This is a genomic window from Microbulbifer sp. CNSA002 (assembly GCF_047324085.1).
Lineage (GTDB): Bacteria > Pseudomonadota > Gammaproteobacteria > Pseudomonadales > Cellvibrionaceae > Microbulbifer.
The window spans coordinates 515,597-537,768 of record NZ_CP172449.1 but is presented as its reverse complement, the minus strand read 5'-3'; the positions used below and the strand labels follow the sequence as shown (position 1 = coordinate 537,768).

Below are 22,172 nucleotides of genomic sequence, written 5' to 3'. Positions count from 1 at the left end.
GGTCGCCTTCCACAGGGAGCAGAATACTATGAGTAAACGCAGCCTCAGCGGACTCGACCGCCTGTTAATTCAAGCGGATCGGGCTCTGCGCACCCTGAGTCCCGGCGAACCCTGCCACGGCCGGGCATCCCCGGCGAAGGGTGAAGCCGAGACAGACCTCACCGACAGCGAACGCAAACACGCCGCTGGCCTTATGCGGGTCAACCATAGCGGTGAAGTCTGCGCCCAGGCGCTCTACCAGGGCCAGGCCCTGACCGCCAAGCTGCCCGAGGTGCGGGGGGAAATGGAGCGTGCTGCCGATGAGGAGATCGACCATCTGGCCTGGTGTGAACAGCGCTTGAAGGAATTAGACAGCCGCCCCAGCCTACTCAACCCACTGTGGTACGGTATGTCCTTTGGGCTCGGCGCCGCCGCCGGGAAAATCAGCGACCGAATCAGCCTCGGTTTTGTGGCCGCTACGGAAGACCAGGTGTGTAAACATCTTGAGAGCCACCTCGAAAAGCTTCCCGCCGACGACAAGAGAAGCCGTGCGGTAGTGGAACAGATGTTAATTGACGAAGACGAGCACGCCCACGCTGCACTGGCCGCCGGTGGTGCCCGCTTCCCCGCTCCGGTAAAAGGAGTGATGTCTCTGGTATCCAAAGTGATGACCTCGGCCAGTTATAAAATCTGACCGTTACTCTTCACTCATTAAAACGACTTGGATTTTAGGGAGGTTACGCCCAGTATCCTCCCTCCCTTCCCGGATAATTTCCCTTCAAGCTTCTTCAACGCTGTAGCTGTGTACAATCTCGACACCCGCATTGCGTAACATGATGGAGCCTGAGCAGTATTTCTCTGCGGAGAGTTCCACTGCACGGGCAACATGGGATTCCTTCAATCCGCGACCGCGCACTACAAACTTCATTTCAATTCGCTCAAACGGCGATGGGGTTGTATCTGGGCGCACACCTTCCAGTTCACAATGACAGGAAATAATGTCTTGTCTCGCCTTCTGTAAAATACTCACCACATCGTAAGCCGCGCAGCCACCGACGCCCAGCAAAATCATTTCCATCGGGCGCACACCACTATTTGTGCGGCCGCCTTCCATCACTACCGAATTACCACTGCCGGCTTCACCGACGAAGGTTAAATCATTTACCCAGGTTACTTTCCCCTGCATCACTCCACTCCCATTAAAACTTCAGCGGCGAAGCTTAGCATATTGGCGAAGTCTATCCCGGCACCTGTATGTTTCCGGTATAGTGTCTGGTACGCCTCCGCGCGAAAGCCGAATGACGCATGATCAAATGCTTTTTCTATGAACGCATCGTGGCTTATGAAGTCCAAGCGACCCAGTGCCATAGTGTCACAGGTCACACTGCGGAACTTTGCCGCGGTCAGCCCCTGTTGGGGATTTTGTTTTCGCGCGATAATTCAATAGTGCTCAGCTGCTAAAGCCGGGATAGAGCACAAGACAAAAAATGAGGAATAAATCCGTGACGGTTGCTATCGAAGACCCCATGACTATCGGCAATATTGAAGACTTTCTGGCCCACTGCCACCGGCGTCGCTACCCGGCCAAGAGCACAATTATCTATGCTGGCGACCGCTGTGAATCCCTTTATTTCATTATGCGCGGTTCCGTTACAGTTCTGATTGAGGACGATGAAGGCCGCGAGATGATCGTTGCCTACCTCAACGACGGAGACTTTTTCGGTGAGATGGGCCTGTTCGATCAGGACACCCGCAGTGCCTGGGTCCGCACCAAAACCGAGTGTGAGGTGGCAGAAATCTCCTACACCAAGTTCCAGGAACTCACTCGCCAGCACCCAGAGTTTCTTTTCGCCCTGGCCACCCAAATGGCAGGCCGCCTGCGCAACACCACGCGCAAAGTTGGCGATCTTGCCTTCCTGGATGTTACCGGACGTGTCGCTCGCACCCTGCTCGACCTCTGCAATGAGCCGGATGCAATGACTCACCCCGAGGGCATGCAAATAAAAATCACCCGCCAGGAAATTGGCCGTATCGTCGGCTGCTCCCGGGAAATGGTGGGCCGCGTATTAAAAACCCTGGAAGAACAGGGCCTGGTTTCCGTTAAAGGTAAAACCATGGTGGTGTACGGTACCCGCTAGTAACCGAATAAATACACCGCATAAAAAAAAGGGCGATTTTTACATCGCCCTTTTTTATTTCTACTACTGGAGTAAGCGGTCAGTTAAACATTTCCATCAGTTTCCTGCCCGGCTCCTCCTCCCGCATAAAGGCCTCTCCCACCAGGAAAGCATTGACGTTATGACCGCGCATCGCCGCAACATCATCTGTGGTATGAATACCACTTTCCGTGACCACAAGACGGTCTTCGGGGATCAAGTCCAGTAACTTAAAGGTATTTTCCAGCTGCACATCGAAAGTGTGCAGATTGCGATTATTGATGCCGATTAAGCGGTTAGGCAATGCCAGGGCCCTCTCCAACTCCTTGTGGTTATGCACTTCCACCAAGACATCCAAACCCAACTCCAAAGCGAGCCCGTTGAGATCCGCCATCTGTGGATCTTCCAGGCAGGCTGCAATCAGCAAAATACAGTCGGCCCCAATCGCGCGAGCTTCATAGATTTGGTAGGGATCAACGGTAAAGTCCTTGCGCAGCACCGGTAGGCGTACGGCATCGCGGGCCTGCTGCAAGTAATTATCTGCACCCTGAAAAAAGTCCACATCGGTTAGTACTGACAGACAAGCCGCGCCACCTTTTTCATAGCTGGTAGCAATTTCTGCAGGAAGGAAATCCTCGCGAATCACACCTTTACTGGGAGAGGCTTTTTTAATTTCGGCGATTACTGCAGCCTCACCAGTGGAAATCTTGCGATCCACTGCATCAACAAAACCTCTCGCCGGCTCCTGATCCCGGGCGCGAAGTCGAACTTCGTCGGTGGAGCACTCAGCCTTGCGCTCGGCAACCTCTTGCCACTTGCGCTCGACAATTGTTTTTAAAATGGTCGGTGTACTCACGATTGAATTTCCTCTGGGCGAAACGCACTGGTAAACGCGGCAAGATCGTTAATTTTCTCTCCGGCGAGACCGCTGTCGATAGCATCTTGTGCCATAGCGACACCTTGCTCTGCAGAGTGCGCAACGCCGCTGACATAAATTGCCAGGCCAGCGTTAAGCGCAATAATATCCGCGGCTTTTTGCCCCGCCTCAGTATTGCGCTTACCCAGCGCATCGCGAATCAGGGCCAGGGAGTCCTCGGAACCAGAAACACTAAGATCAGAGAGGTCACGGCGCTGCAAGCCAAAGTCTTCAGGCTTGAGGGTATATTCCTGCAAGGCACCATCCTTTAATTCCACAGCAAAGGTATCCGCAGCAATACTGGCTTCATCGAGCCCATCATCACTATGTAAAACCAACACATGCTCTGAACCGAGCTTTTGCAGAACCTCAGCCAACAGACGGCAGTAGCGTTTGTCATACACACCGATTACTTTGCGCTTTACCCCCGCCGGATTTGTCATCGGCCCGAGTAGATTGAAGATGGTACGCAGTCCCAATGCCTTGCGCGATGGGCCAACGTGGCGCATTGCATTGTGAAAGCTGGGCGCAAACATAAAGCCAATACCGATAGTCTCTACGCAACGCGCCATCTGCGAGGGACTCAATTCCAAAAATACGCCGGCGTGCTCAAGCAGGTCCGCAGAACCACTACTGGACGACACCGAGCGATTGCCATGCTTGGCTACCTTAGCTCCGGCGGCAGCTGCCACAAAGCTGCTCGCACTGGACACGTTAAACAGATTGGCGCCATCACCGCCGGTGCCGACAATATCAACCGTGTTTTCCAGATCGAGCTCAACCTTTACCGCCAGCTCACGCATGGTTTCCACAGCGCCGACAATTTCATCGACTGTTTCCCCGCGAATGCGCAGTGCGATAAGGAGTGCGCCTATCTGAGACTCCAGCGCTTCGCCACACATAATCTGGCCCACGGTTTCGCGCATTTCTTCACGAGTAAGGTGTTCGCCATCCACCAGTTTGGCAATGGCCTGTTGAATATTCATTTTTCCCCCTTTGCCCCGCTCTGGTTATTGATTCTGGCGGGGCCTGCCCGCCGCGCACTTGTTCTTCCGGCCCTCAAGACTCGATAAAGTTTCTCAACATATCGTGACCGTGCATGGTGAGAATCGACTCAGGATGAAATTGCACCCCTTCTACCGCTAATTCCCTGTGCTTCACGCCCATGATCTCGTCAATTTCACCATCCTCTGTCTCAGTCCAGGCGGTGATCTCCAGGCATACCGGTAAACTGCTTTTCTCCACTACCAGTGAGTGATAGCGAGTCGCCTCAAACGGGTTGGACAAACCGTGGAACACCCCCAAATTGTTGTGCACTATAGGAGATGTTTTGCCGTGCATAACCTGCCGGGCACGAACCACCCTGCCACCGAAGACCTGTCCAATACTCTGGTGCCCCAGACAAATACCCAAAATAGGGATACTGCCGGCAAAACGGCGAATGGTATCGAGCGAAATACCCGCCTCATTGGGGGTACAGGGACCCGGCGAAATCACAATTTTCTCTGGCGCCATTGCCTCGATTTCATCCAGGGTAATTTCGTCGTTGCGTTTTACCATCACTTTTGCACCCAGCTCTTCCAGGTACTGCACTACATTCCAGGTAAAGGAGTCGTAGTTATCGATCATTAAAATCATTGTGCGGCCCCCTTAGCCTCTGGTTGATAAGTGGATTCTTCCATTCTTTTTTGCAGGCGTGCGAGAGAGGCCTGGGTTGCGCGGAGTTCGCGCAGGATTTCGGTCTGGCTTGGAGGCAGACACATTTCATCCATTCGTCGCAATTTGGCCTCTTCCAGGTTATTCAAGACTACACCGATAAAGAGGTTAATCATTACGAACGCCCCCATGACCACAAAGCTGACGAAGTAAAGCCAGGCCCAAGGCATCGAATCCATCGCTGTATACATAATATCCGTCCAGTCCTCAAAGGTGACTATGCGGAATAAACTCAAAAATGCGATGGGTAAAGTGCGCCAATGAGTTGGATCAATATCGTGAAATAGGAAATAACCCGCTACACCATAGATATAGAAAATGATGCTCATCAGCAAAGCAATGTGCATCATGCTTGGCAAGCTTCGCAACAATGTATCTACCAGTGTGCGGAGTTCCGGGAATGCAGACACCAGCCGCAAAACCCTTAATACCCGAACCAAACGCGCCAGGGTAGCTAGCGGCCCTGTAGCAGGAATCAAACTCAGTGCAATAATAGTAAAATCAAAGCAATTCCAACCACTGGCAAAGTAACGCCAGGGGCGAGTCCCATGGGCAAAAATCTTAACCAGCGCCTCAATAACAAATGAGGCGAGAATCAGTTGATTAATAGCGCCCAGCAGCGTACCAAAGCGCTCCGTCACCCAAGTGGAAGTCTCCAACCCAACAGCGACGGCATTGAGCAGAATCATTCCGATAATGATTTGGTTAAATAACGGCGCTGCGACGACTCGCTCGCAGCGTTCAGCCAGGGTCAACTTTTGAGAAATACTAACTTCGCTCATCTTGCTCGATCTTTAAAGGGTCACTACTCTTGGCCAGCGCCATACCGGCAGCTCGGAAAAGCGCTCGGGCCTTATTCATTGTTTCATTCCACTCTGACTGTGGATCTGAGTCGGCCACCAGGCCAGCCCCCGCCTGCACATATAGTCGGCCATCCTTGATAACTGCAGTACGAATGGCGATAGCGGTATCCATATTGCCATTCCAAGCCAGGTAGCCGACCGCCCCGCCGTAAATGCCACGCTTTTCTGGCTCCAGCTCATCGATAATTTCCATAGCGCGAATCTTGGGGGCGCCCGACAGGGTACCGGCCGGCAGTGCCGCGCGCAGAGCATCCATGGCGGTGAGGCCCGGCTTTAACCGGCCGACAACATTGGAGGTGATATGCATCACGTGGGAATAGCGCTCGACAAACATTTGGTCGGTGACTTTAACACTGCCAGTATCAGCCACCCTGCCGATATCATTGCGCCCCAGGTCAATCAGCATCAGATGTTCGGCGAGTTCTTTGGGATCTGCCAACAGCTCTTCCTCCAGGGCAAGATCCTCCTCCTCAGTGGCTCCCCGATGGCGGGTTCCCGCCAGAGGTCGCACAGTCATTTCTCCCTCTTCTAAATGCACCAAAATTTCTGGGCTGGAGCCCACTACATGGTGGTCACCCAGATCGAGGAAATACATATACGGCGAAGGGTTCAAACTGCGTAAAGCACGGTAAAAATTGAGTGGCGGCGCATCGAAAGGCACAGACAGGCGCTGGGAGGGCACCACCTGCATCACATCACCGGCAAGCACGTACTCTTTAACCCGGTCTACTGCGCGCTTAAAGTTGTCCTCGCCAAAGTGGGATTGGAATTCGCTCTCATCAATGCCGCGCCCATGCAAATCGAGGGGCACAGTATCCGGCAGCGGTTGCGCTAACTGGCCAACCAATTGGTCCAGGCGCTGCTGGGCTTTTTCATAGGCTGCTTCTTCAGCGGTATTTGCGTGGACAATCAGAATTACCGCACCGGCAAGATTGTCAAAAACCACCAATTCATCGCTGACCATCAACAGGATATCCGGGTTTCCCAGGGTATCCGGCGGAGTACTGGCGGCCAAACGCGGTTCGATATAGCGCACGCAGTCATAGCCAAAATAGCCCACCAGCCCGCCGTTAAAACGGGGCAGATCCGCTAATTCAGGCACCTGATAGCGCTGCTGAAACTGTTCAACAAACTCCAGAGGGTCGGCGGCGCTGTGGCTCTCTACAACCTCACCATCAGTTTCCACGGTGATGTCAGTGCCCTTAACCCTGAGCAGAGTCCGCGCAGGTAAACCAATAATGGAATAGCGTCCCCATTTCTCCCCGCCCTGAACCGATTCCAGCAAATAGCTGTAACGGCCTCCGGCCAGTTTCAAATAGGTGGACAGTGGCGTTTCAATATCCGCCAGTACGCGCCTTACCAGGGGGATACGATTATAACCCTCAGACGCAAGTTGAGCGTATTCAGTAGGGGTCATGGAGACTCCGATCAATTTTTCATTCTTTATGATTGGCGCCAGAGTATAAGCAGCGCCCACGGGAAAGGTGCCTCAATCGCCAAACTCGATTGGGCCTCAGCAGGTCAGTGGCGCCATCGCCAACTGTTTGTCAGGGAGAAAGAGTGGTTCACGGAAATTCCCTCAGTGCAGGCGCACAAGTTAACAAATCCCGTCTATGGCGGGCAAGAGATTGCCCGCCAGTTTTGTAAATTAAGCCAAACTCTTACGCATGGCTGCAATCACTTCAGCGTAGTCCGGGGTATTGAATATGGCAGACCCAGCGACAAAGGTATCTGCTCCAGCTGCAGCAATTTCGGCAATATTGTCGCGATTCACACCGCCGTCGATCTCAAGGCGAATATCAAACCCAGACTCATCAATCAACTTGCGGGCTTCTTTTAACTTGGTCAGGGTACTGGGGATAAACTTCTGCCCTCCAAAGCCCGGGTTCACCGACATCAGCAGGATCATATCCAGCTTATCCATTACATACTTGGCCGCATCGAGGCCACTGGCTGGATTGAACACCAGCCCGGCTTTACAGCCGAGACTGCGAATCAATTGAAGGGAGCGGTCCGGGTGACGAGAGGCTTCTGGATGGAACGTAATATAGGTAGCTCCGGCATCGGCGAACATGCGAATCATTTCATCCACCGGCTCCACCATCAGGTGCACATCAATCGGAGCCTCAACACCGTGTTTGCGCAGGGCCTGGCATACCATAGGGCCAATCGTGAGATTTGGCACATAGTGATTGTCCATCACATCAAAATGCACCCAGTCCGCTCCGGCTGCCAACACATTGTCCACTTCCTCACCCAAACGTGCGAAATCTGCGGAGAGAATAGAGGGGGCGATCTTGTAATCTGACATCAAAATATCCTTTGGTAACTCAACTTTCGCCAGTCAGTCGGCGATCTAAATTTTCCAGGCGCTCGGGGGTTCCCACATCGCACCAGTCCCCCTCATAGAGTTCAGCTTGTAGCTTATCCTCATTAAAGGTGAACACTTCCCCAAGCCCGAAGCATTCGCGGCGCTTAGGGTATTCGGTGAGGGTTTCAGCTCGCAGCCAGCTAATACCTGCAAAGGTATAGCGGGGCTTGGCTGTACCCGACAGCAAGCCACCCTCTATGCCAAAATCTCCATCGGGGTTATGGGGAGGATTGGGGACCATCAAAAGGCGCCCAGGGCAAGACTCCGGCAGCGGCCTCTCGATCCATTGCGACAGGTCATAGTCACACCAAACATCACCATTAACCACCAGAAACGATGAATCGCCGATCAGTGGCAGCGCCTTGAGAATCCCACCGGCAGTTTCCAGTGGCTCCTCCTCATGCTCGACGGAGTAGTGAATATCCACCCCCCAGCGGGAACCAGAACCGAGTTGTTGACGAATTTTGGGTCCCAAGTAGCCCAGGTTAATCACGACCTTTTGCACACCAATAGCTGCCAAGCGCTCAATTGCATATTCAATCAGGGGCTTACCGGCAATCGGCAACAGAGGCTTTGGAGTTTGGTCCGTCAGTGGGCGCATACGGCGCCCAAAACCTGCTGCCAATACCATGGCAGTCAAAGGGGAATTCTCTTTGGGTTTGCTCATTAAATTAATCTGTACAGTTTTCGTACGGCCTACTTCAGCTGGTCACCGGCACAGCGGTAATCGGTGTACCAGGGCAAAGGCTCTATCTGCGGCAGTAGGGTGCCGCTGAACCAATCAGTAAACGGCTTCAGCTCTGGGTAGCGCTCAGCAGTTTCCAAAACATAGCGAATCACCAGCGACAGGTGCTGCAAGTATCCCTGCTTTCCATCACGCAGACTGAGGCGCGGGAACAGACCCAGCACTTTAATATGACGCTGTAATCCCATCCAGTCGAACCAACGAAGATAAAGTTGTGGGTCCACAGGCTGCATAACACCCGCCGCTTCAGCGGTCGCAACGTAAGCTAGCACCCAACGCTCTACCCGCTCGCGGGGCCAGCGGATATAACAATCTTTGAGCAGAGACACCAGATCGTAGGTAGCAGGCCCCCACACCGCATCCTGAAAATCGACAATCCCGGGCCGCTCTCCGTCGCGAATCATCAGATTGCGGCTGTGATAGTCCCGGTGAACAATAGTGTGGGGCTGCTCTTCAGCACTGTTGAGCAATAACTCAAAGGTTTGCTCCAGTAGCTTTTCTTCTTGCTGATCGAGTTGATGTCCGAGTAATTCTCGAACCAGCCACTCTGGCATAACCCGCATTTCCTTCAGAAGCAGTTCACGGCTATAAGCTGGGAACAGTTGTTCCTCAAAAGGGATCTGCTGAAGACATAAAAGTTCACTCATTACCTCTGCATAGAGCCCTTCAACACTCTCGTTATTGAGCACACTATAGAGCTGGGTATCCCCGAGGTCCTCCAGTAACAAATAACCTTCCGCAGTATCTGCTGCTACCACCATCGGTGTGTGAATACCATTGCGACGCAAGTAATCGGCCAGAGCCACAAATCGAGCGGGATTGGTCAACTGGGGAGGCGTATCCACAGCTATCAGTGGCGGCTCGGTTTGAGTGCGAAAATAACGACGAAACCCAGCATCTCCCGCCAGGCTCGATAAATCAGCCGGAGCCCCCATACCCAGGGCCACGCCAACCCACTCACTCAAGGCATTGCGTCTGGGATCGGAGTCGATCTCGCACCCTTGCTCAACTTCACTGCTCGATCTTAGGCTCATCTTATATTCCAACTGTTTCTAGCTGCATTTTAACCCCGAGCCTCTCTGCGTCCAGAGACGCCATCACTATATTTATTGGAGCTCCTACTTTGCCTCAGGTAAAAACAGAACACGAGTTCCAGGTAATTTGCGTTTCGAAGCTGAGCCCCTAGCTGTAACATTACGGCTTCAGTACGGCTATTAACCACATCTACATTCAAGTAGAATCGGACGATGATTTTGCGCGCCCCGGCTCGAAAGCTGTCGCACGTATCTATCGATAAAGAAACACTAAAAGATAGCTGGAACATATCGTTTGATGCTTGAAGTCTCCCGGTGGCGTCGCCTCGCTCTGGCGATTGCTAAAAACTCCCAAGCCCGCTCCATCGCTCTCGGCCTGATCGCTGCTCAGCCTCTGTGGGCGCAAGCCAATCAGGGCGAACCGTATCCTGATCCCGACTACAACCCCTATTTGTACTTGGACTGGTTGCCCCGCTCTGAGCTAACCCCAGAGGAGCTAGCCAATCTACCGGCGGTGTGCTCTGGCGCCTTTGTGGCGCCTCCGCGCAACTATCCCGGTTCTGACCTGCCCCCAGGGGAGGCCCCACTGAGAGCCACTGCTGAAAAATCCCAGTGGCTGGAAGATGGTTCAGCCGAGCTGAGCGGGAATGTGCATATTACCCAGGGTTACCGGCAACTCTTCGCCGACCAGGTCAAACTGAATCGCCCGGAAAATATAGCCACTTTAGATGGCGCCATTGAGCTTCGGGAGCCCGGTTTGCTGATCCGTGGTTCTTCCGCCGAAGTTCACACCGAAAGCGAAGCGGCTTCTGTTGAGGATGCCACCTATGTGGTGCACGATGCTTTTATCCATGGCGGAGCGGAACTGGTGGCGCGTCAAACCAGTGGTGAGTTAACCCTGACCGAAGGGACATATACCCGCTGTGAGCCCGGTCGTGAGTTCTGGCAACTCACGGGCCGCGAGATCAATATCGATGAAGTAGAAAGCCAGGGTACTGCACGGGATGTGCGACTGAAGATTCTGGACGTACCTGTCTTATACCTGCCGTATTTCCGCTTTCCTGTGGGCGATGCACGCATGTCCGGCTTTCTGTTTCCCACACTCAGCAACAGCGATAAGAATGGCTGGGACCTCGCCATTCCCTACTACTGGAATATTGCCCCGCAGATGGACGCCACCATTTCCCCGCGTTACATCCAATATCGCGGAGCCGGGTTAGAGGTTGAGTTCAGACACCTGGCAGAAATGTTTAGTACTGAAATCCGTCTAGCTGATTTGCCCGACGACGATGGAGGCAATATTGACCTTGCTCAGGAGCTGATTGATGAGGGCTTTCCAGAAGACCTAGTTTTACCAAACAAAGGGGAAGATCGTTGGTTAGTCAGTATGGAGCAGCAAGGCGGATACAGCGGCAGTATCTGGCGCACTGACATCGACTACACCAAGGTTAGTGACCCGGACTACTTTCGCGACCTAAGTCCCGCCAGCCTAGATATCAACGCGGAAACTCAAGTCAGCCAGAAATTCCAAGGACTTCTGCGTAGCGAGCACTGGCAGGCAACACTGCGTACTCAGGACTATCAGGTACTAGAAAACGATAAGTTCGATAGATTTGCCCAGTATCCCCGCTTTGATGTGGATGGTGATTACCGTTGGGATGATTGGCTACTGACTATGCAGAATGAAGTCACCAGTTGGGATCACAGCGACACGCAAACGATTCGCTTCATTGAAGATACCGATGATCCCGATAGTGTCACGAGTGAGACAAGAAACTTTATTACTGCAGATCGTCTGCGCCTCGACTATGAATTCTACTGGGATAAAGAGTGGCTTTGGGGATATTTTAAACCCGGGATAGCAGGCCGCTATCTCGGGTATAGTGTCAGCGATCAGTTTCTACCCGAAGATGCCGACGATACGCCAGACGCTAGTGCTGCCCAATTTACCCTGGATACAGGCCTTTATTTTGAGCGGGACAGTTATATCTTCAACCGCAATTTCACCCAGACTTTGGAACCACGTCTATTCACCCTGATTAGCAGTAACGCCGATCAAAGTGACTTCTTTAACATCAGTGATGATGCTGTAGATATAGACAAAAAAAGCAACAACCTAATTTACGATACATCGCTATATACTTTCAGTTATGACCAGTTGTTCCGCGACAGTCGATTTGCAGGTAATGACAGAATAGACGATGCCGATCGACTCGCCTTGGGGCTTACCACTCGCTACATCGACCCTGTCAGTGGCCGCGACCTTTTCTCCGCCAGCGTGGGACAAGCTTATTATTCCAGCGACCGGCAACTCGGTCGCTTCGAGTATATCGAAGACACTCCCCGCTCTGAACTGGCCGCACGGATTGAGACTCGCCCTTTCCAGTCTCTACGCTTGGGTACTGAGCTGGTCTACGAGGATAGTGAGCACAATATCAACCGAGGCAACCTGAGCCTGCGTTACTTTGATGAAGATTTCCGCATCTTTAACTTAAGCTATTACTACGAGCGCCCAGACACGGCGGATGAAGAGGATGAGAACGAAGATGAGGATGAGACCGTAAGCCAGCTGAACGCCTCAACCGTTCTCCCAATTAGTACCCACACCTCAATCATGGCACGGGCGAGCTATGATCTTACTTTAAATCGGGAACTGGAATACCTTGCAGGTATCGAATATGACGACTGCTGCTACCGTACTCGATTGGTGTGGAGACGCACACTGGACAACTATCTGGCAGGGGTTGTAAATGCTGAAGACCTTGAGTACGACGAAGGTATCTATCTTGAAGTCGAACTCAAAGGATTAGCAGGCTTTGGTTCAACCGTGACAGAAATGCTGACCCAGGGGATTGCCAACTTTGATCAGAGAGAAGAGCTGAAACAGTGATGAGAATAATTAAGAAGTTCGTACCGAAACTAGGCCTGGCCCCCGTACTGGCGGCTGGCGCTCTGATCGCCGCCACTGCCACCGCACAAGTCAGAAACCTTGACCGGGTAGTTGCTGTTGTTGACGACGATGTCGTGATGGCCAGTGAACTGAACCAGCGTATGAATACCATTGCAAGCCAAATCCAAGCACAACAGGTGCAGGCCCCTCCCGTGGACGTTTTGCGCCGTCAGGTCCTCGAACAACTGATTATCGAGCGTTTGCAACTGCAAATGGCCTCTCGCGCAGGTGTCACCGTCTCTGAATCTGAACTAGACCAAGCTATCGCCCGCGTCCAGCAAAATGCAGGAGTCAGCCCCGAAACTTTCCGCCAGCGCCTGCTCGCTGACGGTATGAGCATGAAGAGCTTTCGTCAGCAAATTCGCCAGGAACTGATGATTCGCCGCGTCGAGCAAGGCAGCGTTAACCGTCGGATCCAGATTACCGACCAGGATATCGATAACTTTCTGCGCTCCAAAGAGGGGGAGTTTTGGAAGTCCCCTCAATTTGAGCTGGGTCATATCCTGATCCCCGTAAGTTCCAGCGCTCCCAGCAGCGAAGTTACCCAGGCACGGGAGAAGGCTGAAGACCTAGCTAAACAGGCCAAAGAAGGCGCTGACTTCCGCCGCCTGGCAATCGCTAACTCTGCCGGCCAGAATGCCCTCTCCGGTGGTGACCTGGGTTGGCGCAAGACCGTCGAGCTTCCAACTCTTTTTGCCGATGCCCTCACCGACTTAAAAGCCGGCGATGTTACCGAGCCTTTCCGCAGTGATGCAGGCTTTCACCTGTTAAAGATTCATGCACAGAAAGGTGCTAGTGAGCAGTTGGTAGAACAGACAAAAGTTCGCCATATCCTGCTTAAGCCATCCGCTATTCTTACCGATGACCAAGCTTATAATAAGCTGATTGAGCTGCGTGAAGAGGCCATGGCCAGCGATAACTTTAGCGAGCTCGCGCGCGAGAACTCAGAGGATATAGGTTCTATGCTATCCGGTGGCGATCTTGGCTGGTCTATGCCCGGACAGTTTGTGCCAGAGTTTACCCAGGCTATGGATGCAACTGAGATTGGCAGCATTAGCCTGCCTTTCCGCAGCCAGTTCGGCTGGCATATCCTGCAGGTTGAAGATCGGCGCAAACAGGATATGACCGACAAATATATCCGCAATCAGGCAGCCAATTTGCTGCGCAACCGCCGCTATGAAGAAGAACTGCAAAACTGGCGCCGCGAGATTCGCGACCAGGCATACGTTGAGATCAAATTGCCGGACTCTGAGACCACCGAGGACTCAGGAAACCAATAGTAAGCCGCTTTTTCAGCGGGAAAGACCGGGCCCTGTGCCCGGTTTTTTTTTGTAGCTACAGGAAAGTTATATAGCAATGGCTCCTAAAATTGCCTTCACCCCCGGAGAACCTGCAGGTATTGGCCCTGAGCTGGCTGTGAAGATTGCACAAGAGAGTTCTCCAGCACAGATTGTCGCAATTGCTGATCCCCTGCTACTGACAGAGACCGCTGCGGCATTGGGGTTGCCTCTTCAGCTCCTTCCTCTGTCCACAGCAGGCACAGAGGGGACACCTGCCGGTGCTCTCTACATACTACCGGTCTCCATAGCCGAGCCTGCTAAACCCGGCTTGCTGAATGCAGTCAATGCACCCTATGTATTGGAAACTCTTACAGTTGCGGCAGAGGGGTGCCTGGCCGGCCAGTTTGATGCCGTGGTTACAGGGCCCGTACACAAAGGCATTATCAATGATGCCGGTACTCCATTTAGCGGCCATACAGAGTTCTTTGCTGAAAAAGCCGGTGTTGAGCGTGTCGTTATGATGCTAGCAGCAGAGGACCTTCGAGTTGCTCTAGTGACAACTCACCTGCCCCTCAAAGAGGTGAGCGCTGCTATCACCCCCCCGCTTCTAGAGCAGATTATTACCATCCTCGACGCCAGTTTGCGGGAACATTTCTGCATCTCCAATCCTCGTATTAGCGTTTGCGGCCTCAACCCCCATGCTGGAGAGGGGGGACACTTAGGCCATGAGGAAATAGAAATAATTGAACCCACACTCGAACACTTGCGCCACCAAGGTATATCACTGAAAGGTCCACTTCCCGCAGACACTCTTTTTACCCCGCCGCATTTGTCGGAATGTGACGCCGTTTTAGCTATGTATCACGATCAGGGGCTTCCAGTGTTAAAATTCAAGGGTTTTGGCCACGCCGTCAATATCACTTTGGGGCTACCCTTTATCCGCACTTCAGTAGACCACGGCACAGCTCTCAATATCGCGGGCACAGGCATTGCAGACTGCGGCAGCCTCAAAGCCGCACTGTCTCAGGCTGTGGCGATAGCTAAATTGCGCAGTTCCTAACCAGTGCCTAAAACTTGCTTGAAGAAAGTGTAAACCATGCCCTCACCACGTGAGCGCAGTGAAAGGCCCTAAAGGGTATCCAACTGAAATGCTCACTAGCACCCCAAGGCTTAACCGCAAAATTAATCATCCAGGTTACAGATATATCAATGGATAACTTCTTTCAACACAAAGCCCGCAAACGCTTTGGACAAAACTTTCTCGTCGATGAAAATATTATCGAGCGCATTGTTCGTGCGGTAGGCCCTAAAGAGTCAGATACGCTAGTGGAAATTGGCCCGGGCCAAGGGGCAATTACAGAATTACTACTAAAACGGTGCCCATCTCTAACCGCTGTCGAACTGGATCGCGACCTGATTCCGATGCTGGAATTTAAATTCAGGGAATACCCGGAATTTAGCATCATTGAAAAGGACGCATTAAAATTTGACTTTGGCACCTTTGCTGGAGATAAGCAGCTACGCATTGTCGGTAACCTTCCATATAACATATCCACACCATTACTGTTCCATCTGCTCAGTTTTCGCGGGCAAGTCCAGGATATGCATTTTATGCTTCAGAAAGAGGTGGTAGATCGGCTCAGCGCTACGCCTTCGACTAAATCTTATGGGCGACTTAGCGTGATGGTTCAATATTACTGTCGCGTACAGGGCCTATTCCCTGTCCCTCCGCAGTCCTTCCGGCCCGCCCCCAAAGTGGATTCTGCCATCGTGAGATTGGTTCCCCACAGCACTCTGCCATTTACCGCAAGAGATGAAGGATTATTGGAAAGAATCGTCAATATAGCCTTCCAGCAGCGCCGTAAGACCCTGCGCAATGCTTTAAAACCCCTATTCCCGGATCTCGACCCCGAGCTGCTACCCATTGATGCCGGCCGCAGAGCAGAAACCTTAAGCGTCGAGGACTTTGTTAAGCTGGCCGACTACTGTACAAACTTGCAACAACAATAATTATTTTTCACATTATTGGGGGGAACCTTGGCAACTTACGCCATCGGAGATATTCAAGGATGCTTTGCAGCTTTTCAAAGCCTTCTCAAGAAAATCAATTTTAGTGCTGACCGTGACAAACTCTGGCTTGCCGGAGACTTGGTTCACCGGGGTGAGGATAGCCTGAGCACCCTTCGCTATCTCTATGAGCACCGCCAGCAGGTTACAGCAGTGTTGGGCAACCATGATCTCCACTTACTGGCGATCGCCCATGGCGCTAAATCTCTGTCTGAAAAAGAGCACGACCTTGCCAAGGTTTTAAAAGCAAAAGATTCTGATAAGTTACTGGAGTGGCTACAAAGCCTACCCCTTCTAGTACATAAGAAGGGGTACACCATGGTGCATGCGGGTATCCCCCCCATTTGGAGCGTTACTAAAGCGCAAAAGCTCGCCACTGAAGTGCATAAGGCCCTCGCCGACGAAGCTATGGCAAAGGCATTTTTTTATGGCATGTACGGTAATGAGCCACACTGTTGGGATGATCATTTGATCGGCATCGAACGCCTGCGGTCCATTACCAATTACTTCACAAGAATGCGATTTTGTAAGGCTGATGGCACGCTGGATCTAATCAATAAAAAGGGGGTCCAGGCCTCTCACGGTGAATACCAGCCATGGTTTAGCTTTCCCAATCGAAAAACCAGAAATGACAAGATTATTTTTGGGCATTGGGCTGCCCTGGAAGGCCGTGCAGATACTGAGAATATCTATGCCCTAGACACAGGTTGCGTTTGGGGAGGATACCTGACTGCAATGCGATTAAGTGATGAAGAATTTTTTTGTACAGACTGTAGCTTATAAAAATCACTTCGCCCTGAAGCCTAAAAGAAGAATTTAAACCGACCGAATCTAAAAAAATAAACTGACAGTTATCACCTGGGAGTGTAACTGTCAGTTTACCTAGCTTGAATAACCTTATAAGCCATAAGTTAATTGATCCAAAGCAACTCCTACACTCGACGGTTTCCCATCAAGTAAAAGCTCAATAGAGTTAACAAGTTCCGCTGCTCCTTCCCTCTGGCTGAGAAGCACCAAGAAAGTATCAGCGCCTTTTTCTCCGCCGCCCTCGACCTCTTGACGAAAACTGCTCCACATTGAAAAAATATTTGACGGATCAGTATTTTCACCTTGCAGAAACAGGTCAATTGCTCGATGTATGAGCAGACCACAGCTATAATACAGATCAAACCTGCCCCTGTTAGCAGCCTCAACCAAAGGAATCTCTTTTACACCTTTTGTGCAACTTTCCTTAAAAGCCTTAATTTTATTAGAGACATATTTTGATGACTCGGGATACAAATCTAATAAAGCCAGCGCGGCTAACCAATCCGCATTCCCCTCATGTAACCACGATTCATTTGCATCACCATACAATCCTGTTTCGCTACCCTGCTGGTATAAATGTGCGACCTCATGAGCAAAAAACCAAATGGTTTCATTAATAAAGTTAGGGTCGGAAAATTTCCCATCAAGTTCATTCATATTCCAATGCATAAAAACCTGATGTGGTAAGGTCCCCCCCTGCCAAGAGTTATCATCGACATTCGCATAGGATGCATACAAAGCAGGCTTTGTTCCACTTAGTGCCCCAAGCCTTTGCTCAAAATAACTCATTAACCTGGGAATATCTGATTCTAAAGACAATCTCAATTTTTCTGGCAAACCGTTATCAATAACAGCTACAACACTAGCTGTATTTATAGGTTCTTGAGTTCCAACATAGACATTCATTCCATTATCACGATCAATCCAGCTGGCGGTCCCAACATTTATCTTCCCGTTAATGATCATATGCTCACCTGGGGGAACTTGCATAGTTATTCGCCAGGCTTTTACTTTATCATCACAGTTGTCAATACAAGCAAAAAAGCGGCCTGTGTATATCAGGCTTCCACCATCTGAATAGGGAGAGAAAGGTGCATAGTCTTTGGGAAGAGATATATAGCTAGGCGTCAAATAAATTTCAATGTGTTCGAATGAACTTCTATCTTTTCTAACCAGAAACTCTTCACCATCCATAGAAACCAATTCAAATTCTGGTGACACAGACTTCCAGCGTTTTATACGAGAGGCATCCGGGTTACGTACAAAGCTAATCCGGCTTGCCGGCCTATCCATTTGATAAGTAAGCTTCCAGAGCTTATCGCCCTGCTTCTCAATCGCGATATCCACCCCAGATATATCTTCAGCTAAAGCTGAAAAACCAGTTAAAACTAACAGTAAAAACTGAATATATTTCAATCTTAACTCCTTTTAGATTGAGAAAAATAAATAAAAATTGAAGTAATAAATGCTTCCATATATTGATAACTATCAATACAGAGTTATACATACAACCAGACAGACAAATAATTCTTATTCTTCGTTAATCAGAAACGTTCAAGTCAATCAACAGGATTGTATCTATCAGTAGCTTAATGACCCCTTAACGCAGGCACTGTTGATATAATTTTATTTAGAACATGAAAGAAACTCATTGCCTGCAATATCCGCATGGAGCTGCGCAAGCAATGAGCATTATCAGGTTGATAGAAAAACCTAATCCTCTGTGAGGCAAAAATAGGATCAAATTTCCTTAACTTAATTTTGCCTAATCTGCACTGTACCCTTTAGGATTTTTATACTGCCAACGCCAGGTATCTTTCACCATACGCACTAAATCATACTCAGCTTTCCACCCCAGCTCTGTTTCAGCCAGCTCTGGATCTGCGTAACACTCTGCAATATCTCCGGGTCTCCGCGGAGCAATGTTATAGGGAATTTCCTTCCCGCTGACACTCTCGAAAGCACGAACGACTTGTAAAACAGAACTGCCCTGTCCCGTCCCCAGATTATGGGTATAACAACCCTCAGAAATTTCTTCTTTACATATTAAGTTTAGCGCCGCCAAGTGTCCGCGAGCCAGATCAACTACATGTATATAATCTCGAACCCCAGTACCATCGACGGTATCATAATCACCACCAAAAACCTGTAGCTGCTCCAATCTACCTACTGCCACTTGGGAAACATAGGGTAGTAAGTTATTGGGGGTACCACTGGGATCTTCACCAATAGTCCCACTTTCATGGGCCCCAATCGGATTGAAATAACGCAACAAGCTCACTTTCCACTGGCTGTTCGGCGCAGCACAAAGATCTCGCAACATGTTTTCCACAATCAACTTACTTGAGCCATAGGGGTTGGTTGCGCCAGTAGGAAAATCTTCTTTAATTGGTACTGTTTCAGGATCACCATAGACCGTTGCCGACGAACTGAAGATCAGGCGGTGAACTCCAAACTCCTCCATCACCTCACATAAAGTTAAGGTCCCAGCTACATTATTCTGGTAATAGCGCAGAGGCTGCGCAACAGATTCACCAACTGCTTTCAACCCCGCGAAGTGAATTACGGCGTCAATCTTATGATCAGAGAATACTTTGCGTAAACCTTCCTTATCACTAATATCCAGATGGTGAAAAGGGATATTTTTGCCAGCAATTAACTCGACCCTCCGTAGGGCTTCCTCACTGCTATTCGATAGGTTATCCACAACTACAGGCTCAAAGCCGGCAGCAAGCAACTCGATACAGGTATGACTGCCAATATATCCGGCACCTCCAGTCACCAAAATCGCCATTTATGTTCCTCAATATTTCTCTAATACCCAATATGGGCTGTAGTAAAGCGTAAAACAGCCGCCCAATTCAACCTATATAAGTGACATTCCACTGTCTCATTCAAAGGGAAAGCTATGCTGGAAAAGCTGGAGAGCATTCAACACTTACTCCAGCAAAGAACAAGGTTCACAACGGCAATAACGATAGTGCTTCACGCCAAGCGTATCCCAAACACGATCTGGACTTTACAGCTCATACATCGCTCGTCCCATTTGGGCAAGAGAAGCCAAGGGCGTACGACATCCTAACCAAAGCAGGAAACTGAGCTAATTCCAGTAGGCTACAGGGAGGTAGACACCATGACAATTTTCAATCACTACTTGGAAAGATACGAATCTATCCAGGACGAGGAACTCAGTATTCAGGAATACCTGGAGCTGTGTAAGACAGACCGCAGTGCCTATGCGTCACCAGCTGAGAGGATGCTGATGGCCATTGGCGAGGCCGAACTGGTAGACACCTCACGGGACCCGCGCCTGTCACGTATTTTTTGTAATAAGGTTATTAAGCGATACAAGGCCTTCAGTGAATTCTATGGTATGGAGGAAGCCATAGAGCAAATTGTCTCTTTCTTCCGACATGCCGCACAGGGTCTGGAAGAGAAGAAGCAAATCCTGTACTTGCTAGGTCCTGTTGGTGGCGGAAAGTCATCCCTTGCAGAGCGGCTAAAAGCCTTGATGGAGCAGGTGCCCATCTATGCAATTAAGGGATCTCCAGTATTTGAATCTCCCTTGAGCCTTTTCTCTCCTACTGAGGATGGCCGCATCCTTGAAGAGGACTACGGCATTGCACGTCGATACGTCAACACTATTATGTCTCCCTGGTCTGTTAAGCGATTGCATGAATTTAAAGGGGACATCAGTAAATTCCGTGTCGTAAAAATTCGTCCTTCTATTCTCGATCAAGTTGCCATCTCAAAAACAGAGCCCGGTGATGAAAATAACCAGGATATTTCATCACTGGTTGGCAAGATCGACATTCGTAAGCTTGAGGATTTCCCCCAGAATGACCCTGATGCCTATAGCTTTTCTGGTAGTTTATGTAGGGCCAACCAGGGACTGATGGAGTTTGTCGAGATGTTCAAAGCGCCTATCAAGGTGCTTCACCCCCTACTAACTGCAACACAAGAAGGAAATTACAACAGTACAGAGGGATTGGGGTCAATTCCGTTCAACGGTACAATCCTCGCTCATTCCAATGAATCGGAATGGCAATCCTTCCGCAATAATCGCAACAATGAGGCTTTCCTGGATCGTATTTATATCGTCAAGGTGCCCTACTGTGTAAGAGTGCAGGAAGAAATACGAATCTATCAGAAACTGCTAGAAAATAGCTCCTTGTCAAAAGCGCCCTGTGCACCAGACACCCTGCGGATGTTGGCGCAATTCTCTGTATTGTCGAGAGTTAAAAACCCTGAGAACTCCAGCCTTTATTCAAAGATGCGTATCTATGACGGTGAAAACCTGAAGGATACCGACCCCAAAGCAAAAACCATTCAGGAATACAGAGATAATGCAGGGGTAGATGAAGGCATGAACGGACTATCCACCCGTTTCTCCTTTAAGATCCTCTCAAAAGTTTTCAATTTCGATGCTACTGAGGTGGCGGCAAACCCAGTCCACCTGCTCTATGTTCTGGAACAGCAAATAGAGCAGGAGCAATTTCCACCGGAAGTGCAAGAGACTTACCTTGGGTTTATCAAAGAATATTTAGCTCCAAGATACGTAGAATTTATCGGCAAGGAAATTCAGACAGCTTACCTGGAATCCTACGCTGAATACGGCCAAAACTTGTTTGATCGCTATGTCACTTACGCCGACTTTTGGATACAGGACCAGGAGTATCGCGACCCAGAAACCGGTGAAATACTGGATCGCGGCGCCCTTAATGAAGAGCTTGAAAAGACAGAAAAACCTGCAGGAATTTCCAATCCGAAAGATTTCCGCAATGAAATAGTCAATTTTGTACTCCGCGCCAGGGCTAACAATCAAGGAAAAAACCCCGACTGGAGATCTTACGAAAAATTACGTGCCGTTATCGAGAAAAAAATGTTCTCCAATACGGAAGATCTTCTGCCAGTTATATCCTTTAATACCAAGGCGTCAGCAGATGATAAACGCAAGCATGCAGACTTCGTTGCGCGTATGGTTGAACGCGGCTATACCGAGAAGCAGGTTAGACTGTTATCCGAATGGTATCTACGCGTGAGAAAATCTCAATAGTAAGGTTTTCCTCCATTAAGGTCACTGGAAAAACACGAGGAAGCCAAACCCGGATACTGATTAGATCATTAACTTTTAGTGAGCACTTGAGTGATTTCACCGCATCTCATCGGGACCCTCAATGGCTCGCTATAGTGAAGATACCAATAATTGTGTTTGGTGGATTCAGCAGGAAATATTCTGAATAGATTTATGGCGATGAATGCCTGTGAGCTTTATTCAGAACAAAGGC

19 protein-coding genes are annotated in these 22,172 nt (G+C 50.2%); 8 read left to right on the top strand and 11 right to left on the bottom strand.

The window, feature by feature from the left end; all coding sequences use genetic code 11:
• The first annotated feature begins 28 nt into the window (after positions 1-28).
• Positions 29-673: a 2-polyprenyl-3-methyl-6-methoxy-1,4-benzoquinone monooxygenase gene (gene coq7 / locus ACG1BZ_RS02325; RefSeq protein WP_108731610.1), complete on the top strand. Its 645-nt coding sequence runs from the start codon at positions 29-31 to the stop codon at positions 671-673.
• 84 nt (positions 674-757) lie between these two features.
• On the opposite strand, the gene ACG1BZ_RS02320 is transcribed toward coq7, so the two are convergent.
• Positions 758-1,165: an OsmC family protein gene (locus tag ACG1BZ_RS02320; RefSeq protein WP_413664252.1), complete on the bottom strand. Its 408-nt coding sequence runs from the start codon at positions 1,163-1,165 to the stop codon at positions 758-760.
• A 340-nt stretch (positions 1,166-1,505) separates the two neighbouring features.
• Between ACG1BZ_RS02320 and crp the strand changes: the two genes are divergently transcribed.
• Positions 1,506-2,117: a cAMP-activated global transcriptional regulator CRP gene (gene crp / locus ACG1BZ_RS02315; RefSeq protein ID WP_040628054.1), complete on the top strand. Its 612-nt coding sequence runs from the start codon at positions 1,506-1,508 to the stop codon at positions 2,115-2,117.
• 79 nt (positions 2,118-2,196) lie between these two features.
• On the opposite strand, the gene trpC is transcribed toward crp, so the two are convergent.
• The 8 genes from trpC to ACG1BZ_RS02275 all read right to left on the bottom strand — a co-directional run bounded on the left by trpC (position 2,197) and on the right by ACG1BZ_RS02275 (position 9,780).
• Positions 2,197-2,994 (bottom strand): indole-3-glycerol phosphate synthase TrpC, encoded by a 798-nt coding sequence (trpC, locus tag ACG1BZ_RS02310; RefSeq protein ID WP_413665837.1) that lies wholly within the window; start codon positions 2,992-2,994, stop codon positions 2,197-2,199.
• Entirely contained in the window at positions 2,988-4,037 is a 1,050-nt protein-coding gene (gene trpD / locus ACG1BZ_RS02305; RefSeq protein ID WP_413664251.1) for an anthranilate phosphoribosyltransferase, read from the bottom strand. Before trpD ends, trpC begins: the two co-directional genes overlap by 7 nt.
• A gap of 73 nt (positions 4,038-4,110) precedes the next feature.
• Positions 4,111-4,689: an anthranilate synthase component II gene (locus ACG1BZ_RS02300; protein ID WP_413664250.1), complete on the bottom strand. Its 579-nt coding sequence runs from the start codon at positions 4,687-4,689 to the stop codon at positions 4,111-4,113.
• The gene (locus ACG1BZ_RS02295) at positions 4,686-5,549 is read right to left on the bottom strand and encodes an ion transporter (protein ID WP_413664249.1); all 864 of its coding nucleotides are present in this window, start codon (positions 5,547-5,549) and stop codon (positions 4,686-4,688) included. The genes ACG1BZ_RS02300 and ACG1BZ_RS02295 overlap by 4 nt, the downstream gene beginning before the upstream one ends.
• Positions 5,536-7,047, bottom strand: a complete 1,512-nt coding sequence (trpE, locus tag ACG1BZ_RS02290; protein ID WP_413664248.1) for an anthranilate synthase component I — start codon at positions 7,045-7,047, stop codon at positions 5,536-5,538. Before trpE ends, ACG1BZ_RS02295 begins: the two co-directional genes overlap by 14 nt.
• A gap of 231 nt (positions 7,048-7,278) precedes the next feature.
• Positions 7,279-7,941 carry a ribulose-phosphate 3-epimerase gene (rpe, locus tag ACG1BZ_RS02285; RefSeq protein ID WP_413664247.1) on the bottom strand — a complete coding sequence of 221 codons (663 nt, stop codon included), beginning with the start codon at positions 7,939-7,941 and terminating at the stop codon, positions 7,279-7,281.
• A 19-nt stretch (positions 7,942-7,960) separates the two neighbouring features.
• Positions 7,961-8,668, bottom strand: a complete 708-nt coding sequence (locus ACG1BZ_RS02280) for a nucleotidyltransferase family protein (protein WP_413664246.1) — start codon at positions 8,666-8,668, stop codon at positions 7,961-7,963.
• Positions 8,669-8,697: 29 nt separating this feature from the next.
• On the bottom strand, positions 8,698-9,780 hold the full coding sequence (locus ACG1BZ_RS02275; RefSeq protein WP_413664245.1) for an aminoglycoside phosphotransferase family protein: 1,083 nt from the start codon (positions 9,778-9,780) through the stop codon (positions 8,698-8,700).
• Between the two features lie 298 nt (positions 9,781-10,078).
• On the opposite strand from ACG1BZ_RS02275, the gene ACG1BZ_RS02270 reads away from it, so the two are divergent.
• The 5 genes from ACG1BZ_RS02270 (at position 10,079) to ACG1BZ_RS02250 (ending at position 16,860) form a co-directional block, all read left to right on the top strand.
• Positions 10,079-12,670 carry an LPS-assembly protein LptD gene (locus ACG1BZ_RS02270; RefSeq protein ID WP_413664244.1) on the top strand — a complete coding sequence of 864 codons (2,592 nt, stop codon included), beginning with the start codon at positions 10,079-10,081 and terminating at the stop codon, positions 12,668-12,670.
• Positions 12,670-14,010 (top strand): peptidylprolyl isomerase, encoded by a 1,341-nt coding sequence (locus tag ACG1BZ_RS02265; RefSeq protein ID WP_413665836.1) that lies wholly within the window; start codon positions 12,670-12,672, stop codon positions 14,008-14,010. The genes ACG1BZ_RS02270 and ACG1BZ_RS02265 overlap by 1 nt, the downstream gene beginning before the upstream one ends.
• Positions 14,011-14,086: 76 nt before the next feature.
• The gene (gene pdxA, locus ACG1BZ_RS02260) at positions 14,087-15,070 is read left to right on the top strand and encodes a 4-hydroxythreonine-4-phosphate dehydrogenase PdxA (protein ID WP_413664243.1); all 984 of its coding nucleotides are present in this window, start codon (positions 14,087-14,089) and stop codon (positions 15,068-15,070) included.
• 149 nt (positions 15,071-15,219) lie between these two features.
• Complete coding sequence (gene rsmA, locus ACG1BZ_RS02255; protein WP_413664242.1) at positions 15,220-16,020, top strand: 16S rRNA (adenine(1518)-N(6)/adenine(1519)-N(6))-dimethyltransferase RsmA; 801 nt, start codon at positions 15,220-15,222, stop codon at positions 16,018-16,020.
• A 27-nt stretch (positions 16,021-16,047) separates the two neighbouring features.
• Positions 16,048-16,860 (top strand): symmetrical bis(5'-nucleosyl)-tetraphosphatase, encoded by an 813-nt coding sequence (locus tag ACG1BZ_RS02250; RefSeq protein WP_413664241.1) that lies wholly within the window; start codon positions 16,048-16,050, stop codon positions 16,858-16,860.
• A gap of 114 nt (positions 16,861-16,974) precedes the next feature.
• Here the strand turns inward: ACG1BZ_RS02250 and ACG1BZ_RS02245 are convergent, their stop codons facing one another.
• A complete protein-coding gene (locus tag ACG1BZ_RS02245) occupies positions 16,975-18,300 on the bottom strand; it encodes a hypothetical protein (protein ID WP_413664240.1) in 1,326 nt (441 codons plus the stop codon).
• 349 nt (positions 18,301-18,649) lie between these two features.
• Positions 18,650-19,678, bottom strand: a complete 1,029-nt coding sequence (gene galE / locus ACG1BZ_RS02240) for a UDP-glucose 4-epimerase GalE (protein ID WP_413664239.1) — start codon at positions 19,676-19,678, stop codon at positions 18,650-18,652.
• A gap of 339 nt (positions 19,679-20,017) precedes the next feature.
• On the opposite strand from galE, the gene ACG1BZ_RS02235 reads away from it, so the two are divergent.
• Complete coding sequence (locus tag ACG1BZ_RS02235) at positions 20,018-21,940, top strand: PrkA family serine protein kinase (RefSeq protein WP_413664238.1); 1,923 nt, start codon at positions 20,018-20,020, stop codon at positions 21,938-21,940.
• Positions 21,941-22,172 lie beyond the last annotated feature (232 nt).

Coding starts and splice junctions, on each gene's coding strand:
- coq7 (WP_108731610.1), top strand. CDS start 29: ATGAGTAAACGCAGCCTCAGCGGACTCGACCGCCTGTTAATTCAAGCG.
- ACG1BZ_RS02320 (WP_413664252.1), bottom strand. CDS start 1,165: ATGCAGGGGAAAGTAACCTGGGTAAATGATTTAACCTTCGTCGGTGAA.
- crp (WP_040628054.1), top strand. CDS start 1,506: ATGACTATCGGCAATATTGAAGACTTTCTGGCCCACTGCCACCGGCGT.
- trpD (WP_413664251.1), bottom strand. CDS start 4,037: ATGAATATTCAACAGGCCATTGCCAAACTGGTGGATGGCGAACACCTT.
- ACG1BZ_RS02300 (WP_413664250.1), bottom strand. CDS start 4,689: ATGATTTTAATGATCGATAACTACGACTCCTTTACCTGGAATGTAGTG.
- ACG1BZ_RS02295 (WP_413664249.1), bottom strand. CDS start 5,549: ATGAGCGAAGTTAGTATTTCTCAAAAGTTGACCCTGGCTGAACGCTGC.
- trpE (WP_413664248.1), bottom strand. CDS start 7,047: ATGACCCCTACTGAATACGCTCAACTTGCGTCTGAGGGTTATAATCGT.
- rpe (WP_413664247.1), bottom strand. CDS start 7,941: ATGTCAGATTACAAGATCGCCCCCTCTATTCTCTCCGCAGATTTCGCA.
- ACG1BZ_RS02280 (WP_413664246.1), bottom strand. CDS start 8,668: ATGAGCAAACCCAAAGAGAATTCCCCTTTGACTGCCATGGTATTGGCA.
- ACG1BZ_RS02275 (WP_413664245.1), bottom strand. CDS start 9,780: ATGAGCCTAAGATCGAGCAGTGAAGTTGAGCAAGGGTGCGAGATCGAC.
- ACG1BZ_RS02270 (WP_413664244.1), top strand. CDS start 10,079: ATGCTTGAAGTCTCCCGGTGGCGTCGCCTCGCTCTGGCGATTGCTAAA.
- ACG1BZ_RS02265 (WP_413665836.1), top strand. CDS start 12,670: ATGAGAATAATTAAGAAGTTCGTACCGAAACTAGGCCTGGCCCCCGTA.
- pdxA (WP_413664243.1), top strand. CDS start 14,087: ATGGCTCCTAAAATTGCCTTCACCCCCGGAGAACCTGCAGGTATTGGC.
- rsmA (WP_413664242.1), top strand. CDS start 15,220: ATGGATAACTTCTTTCAACACAAAGCCCGCAAACGCTTTGGACAAAAC.
- galE (WP_413664239.1), bottom strand. CDS start 19,678: ATGGCGATTTTGGTGACTGGAGGTGCCGGATATATTGGCAGTCATACC.
- ACG1BZ_RS02235 (WP_413664238.1), top strand. CDS start 20,018: ATGACAATTTTCAATCACTACTTGGAAAGATACGAATCTATCCAGGAC.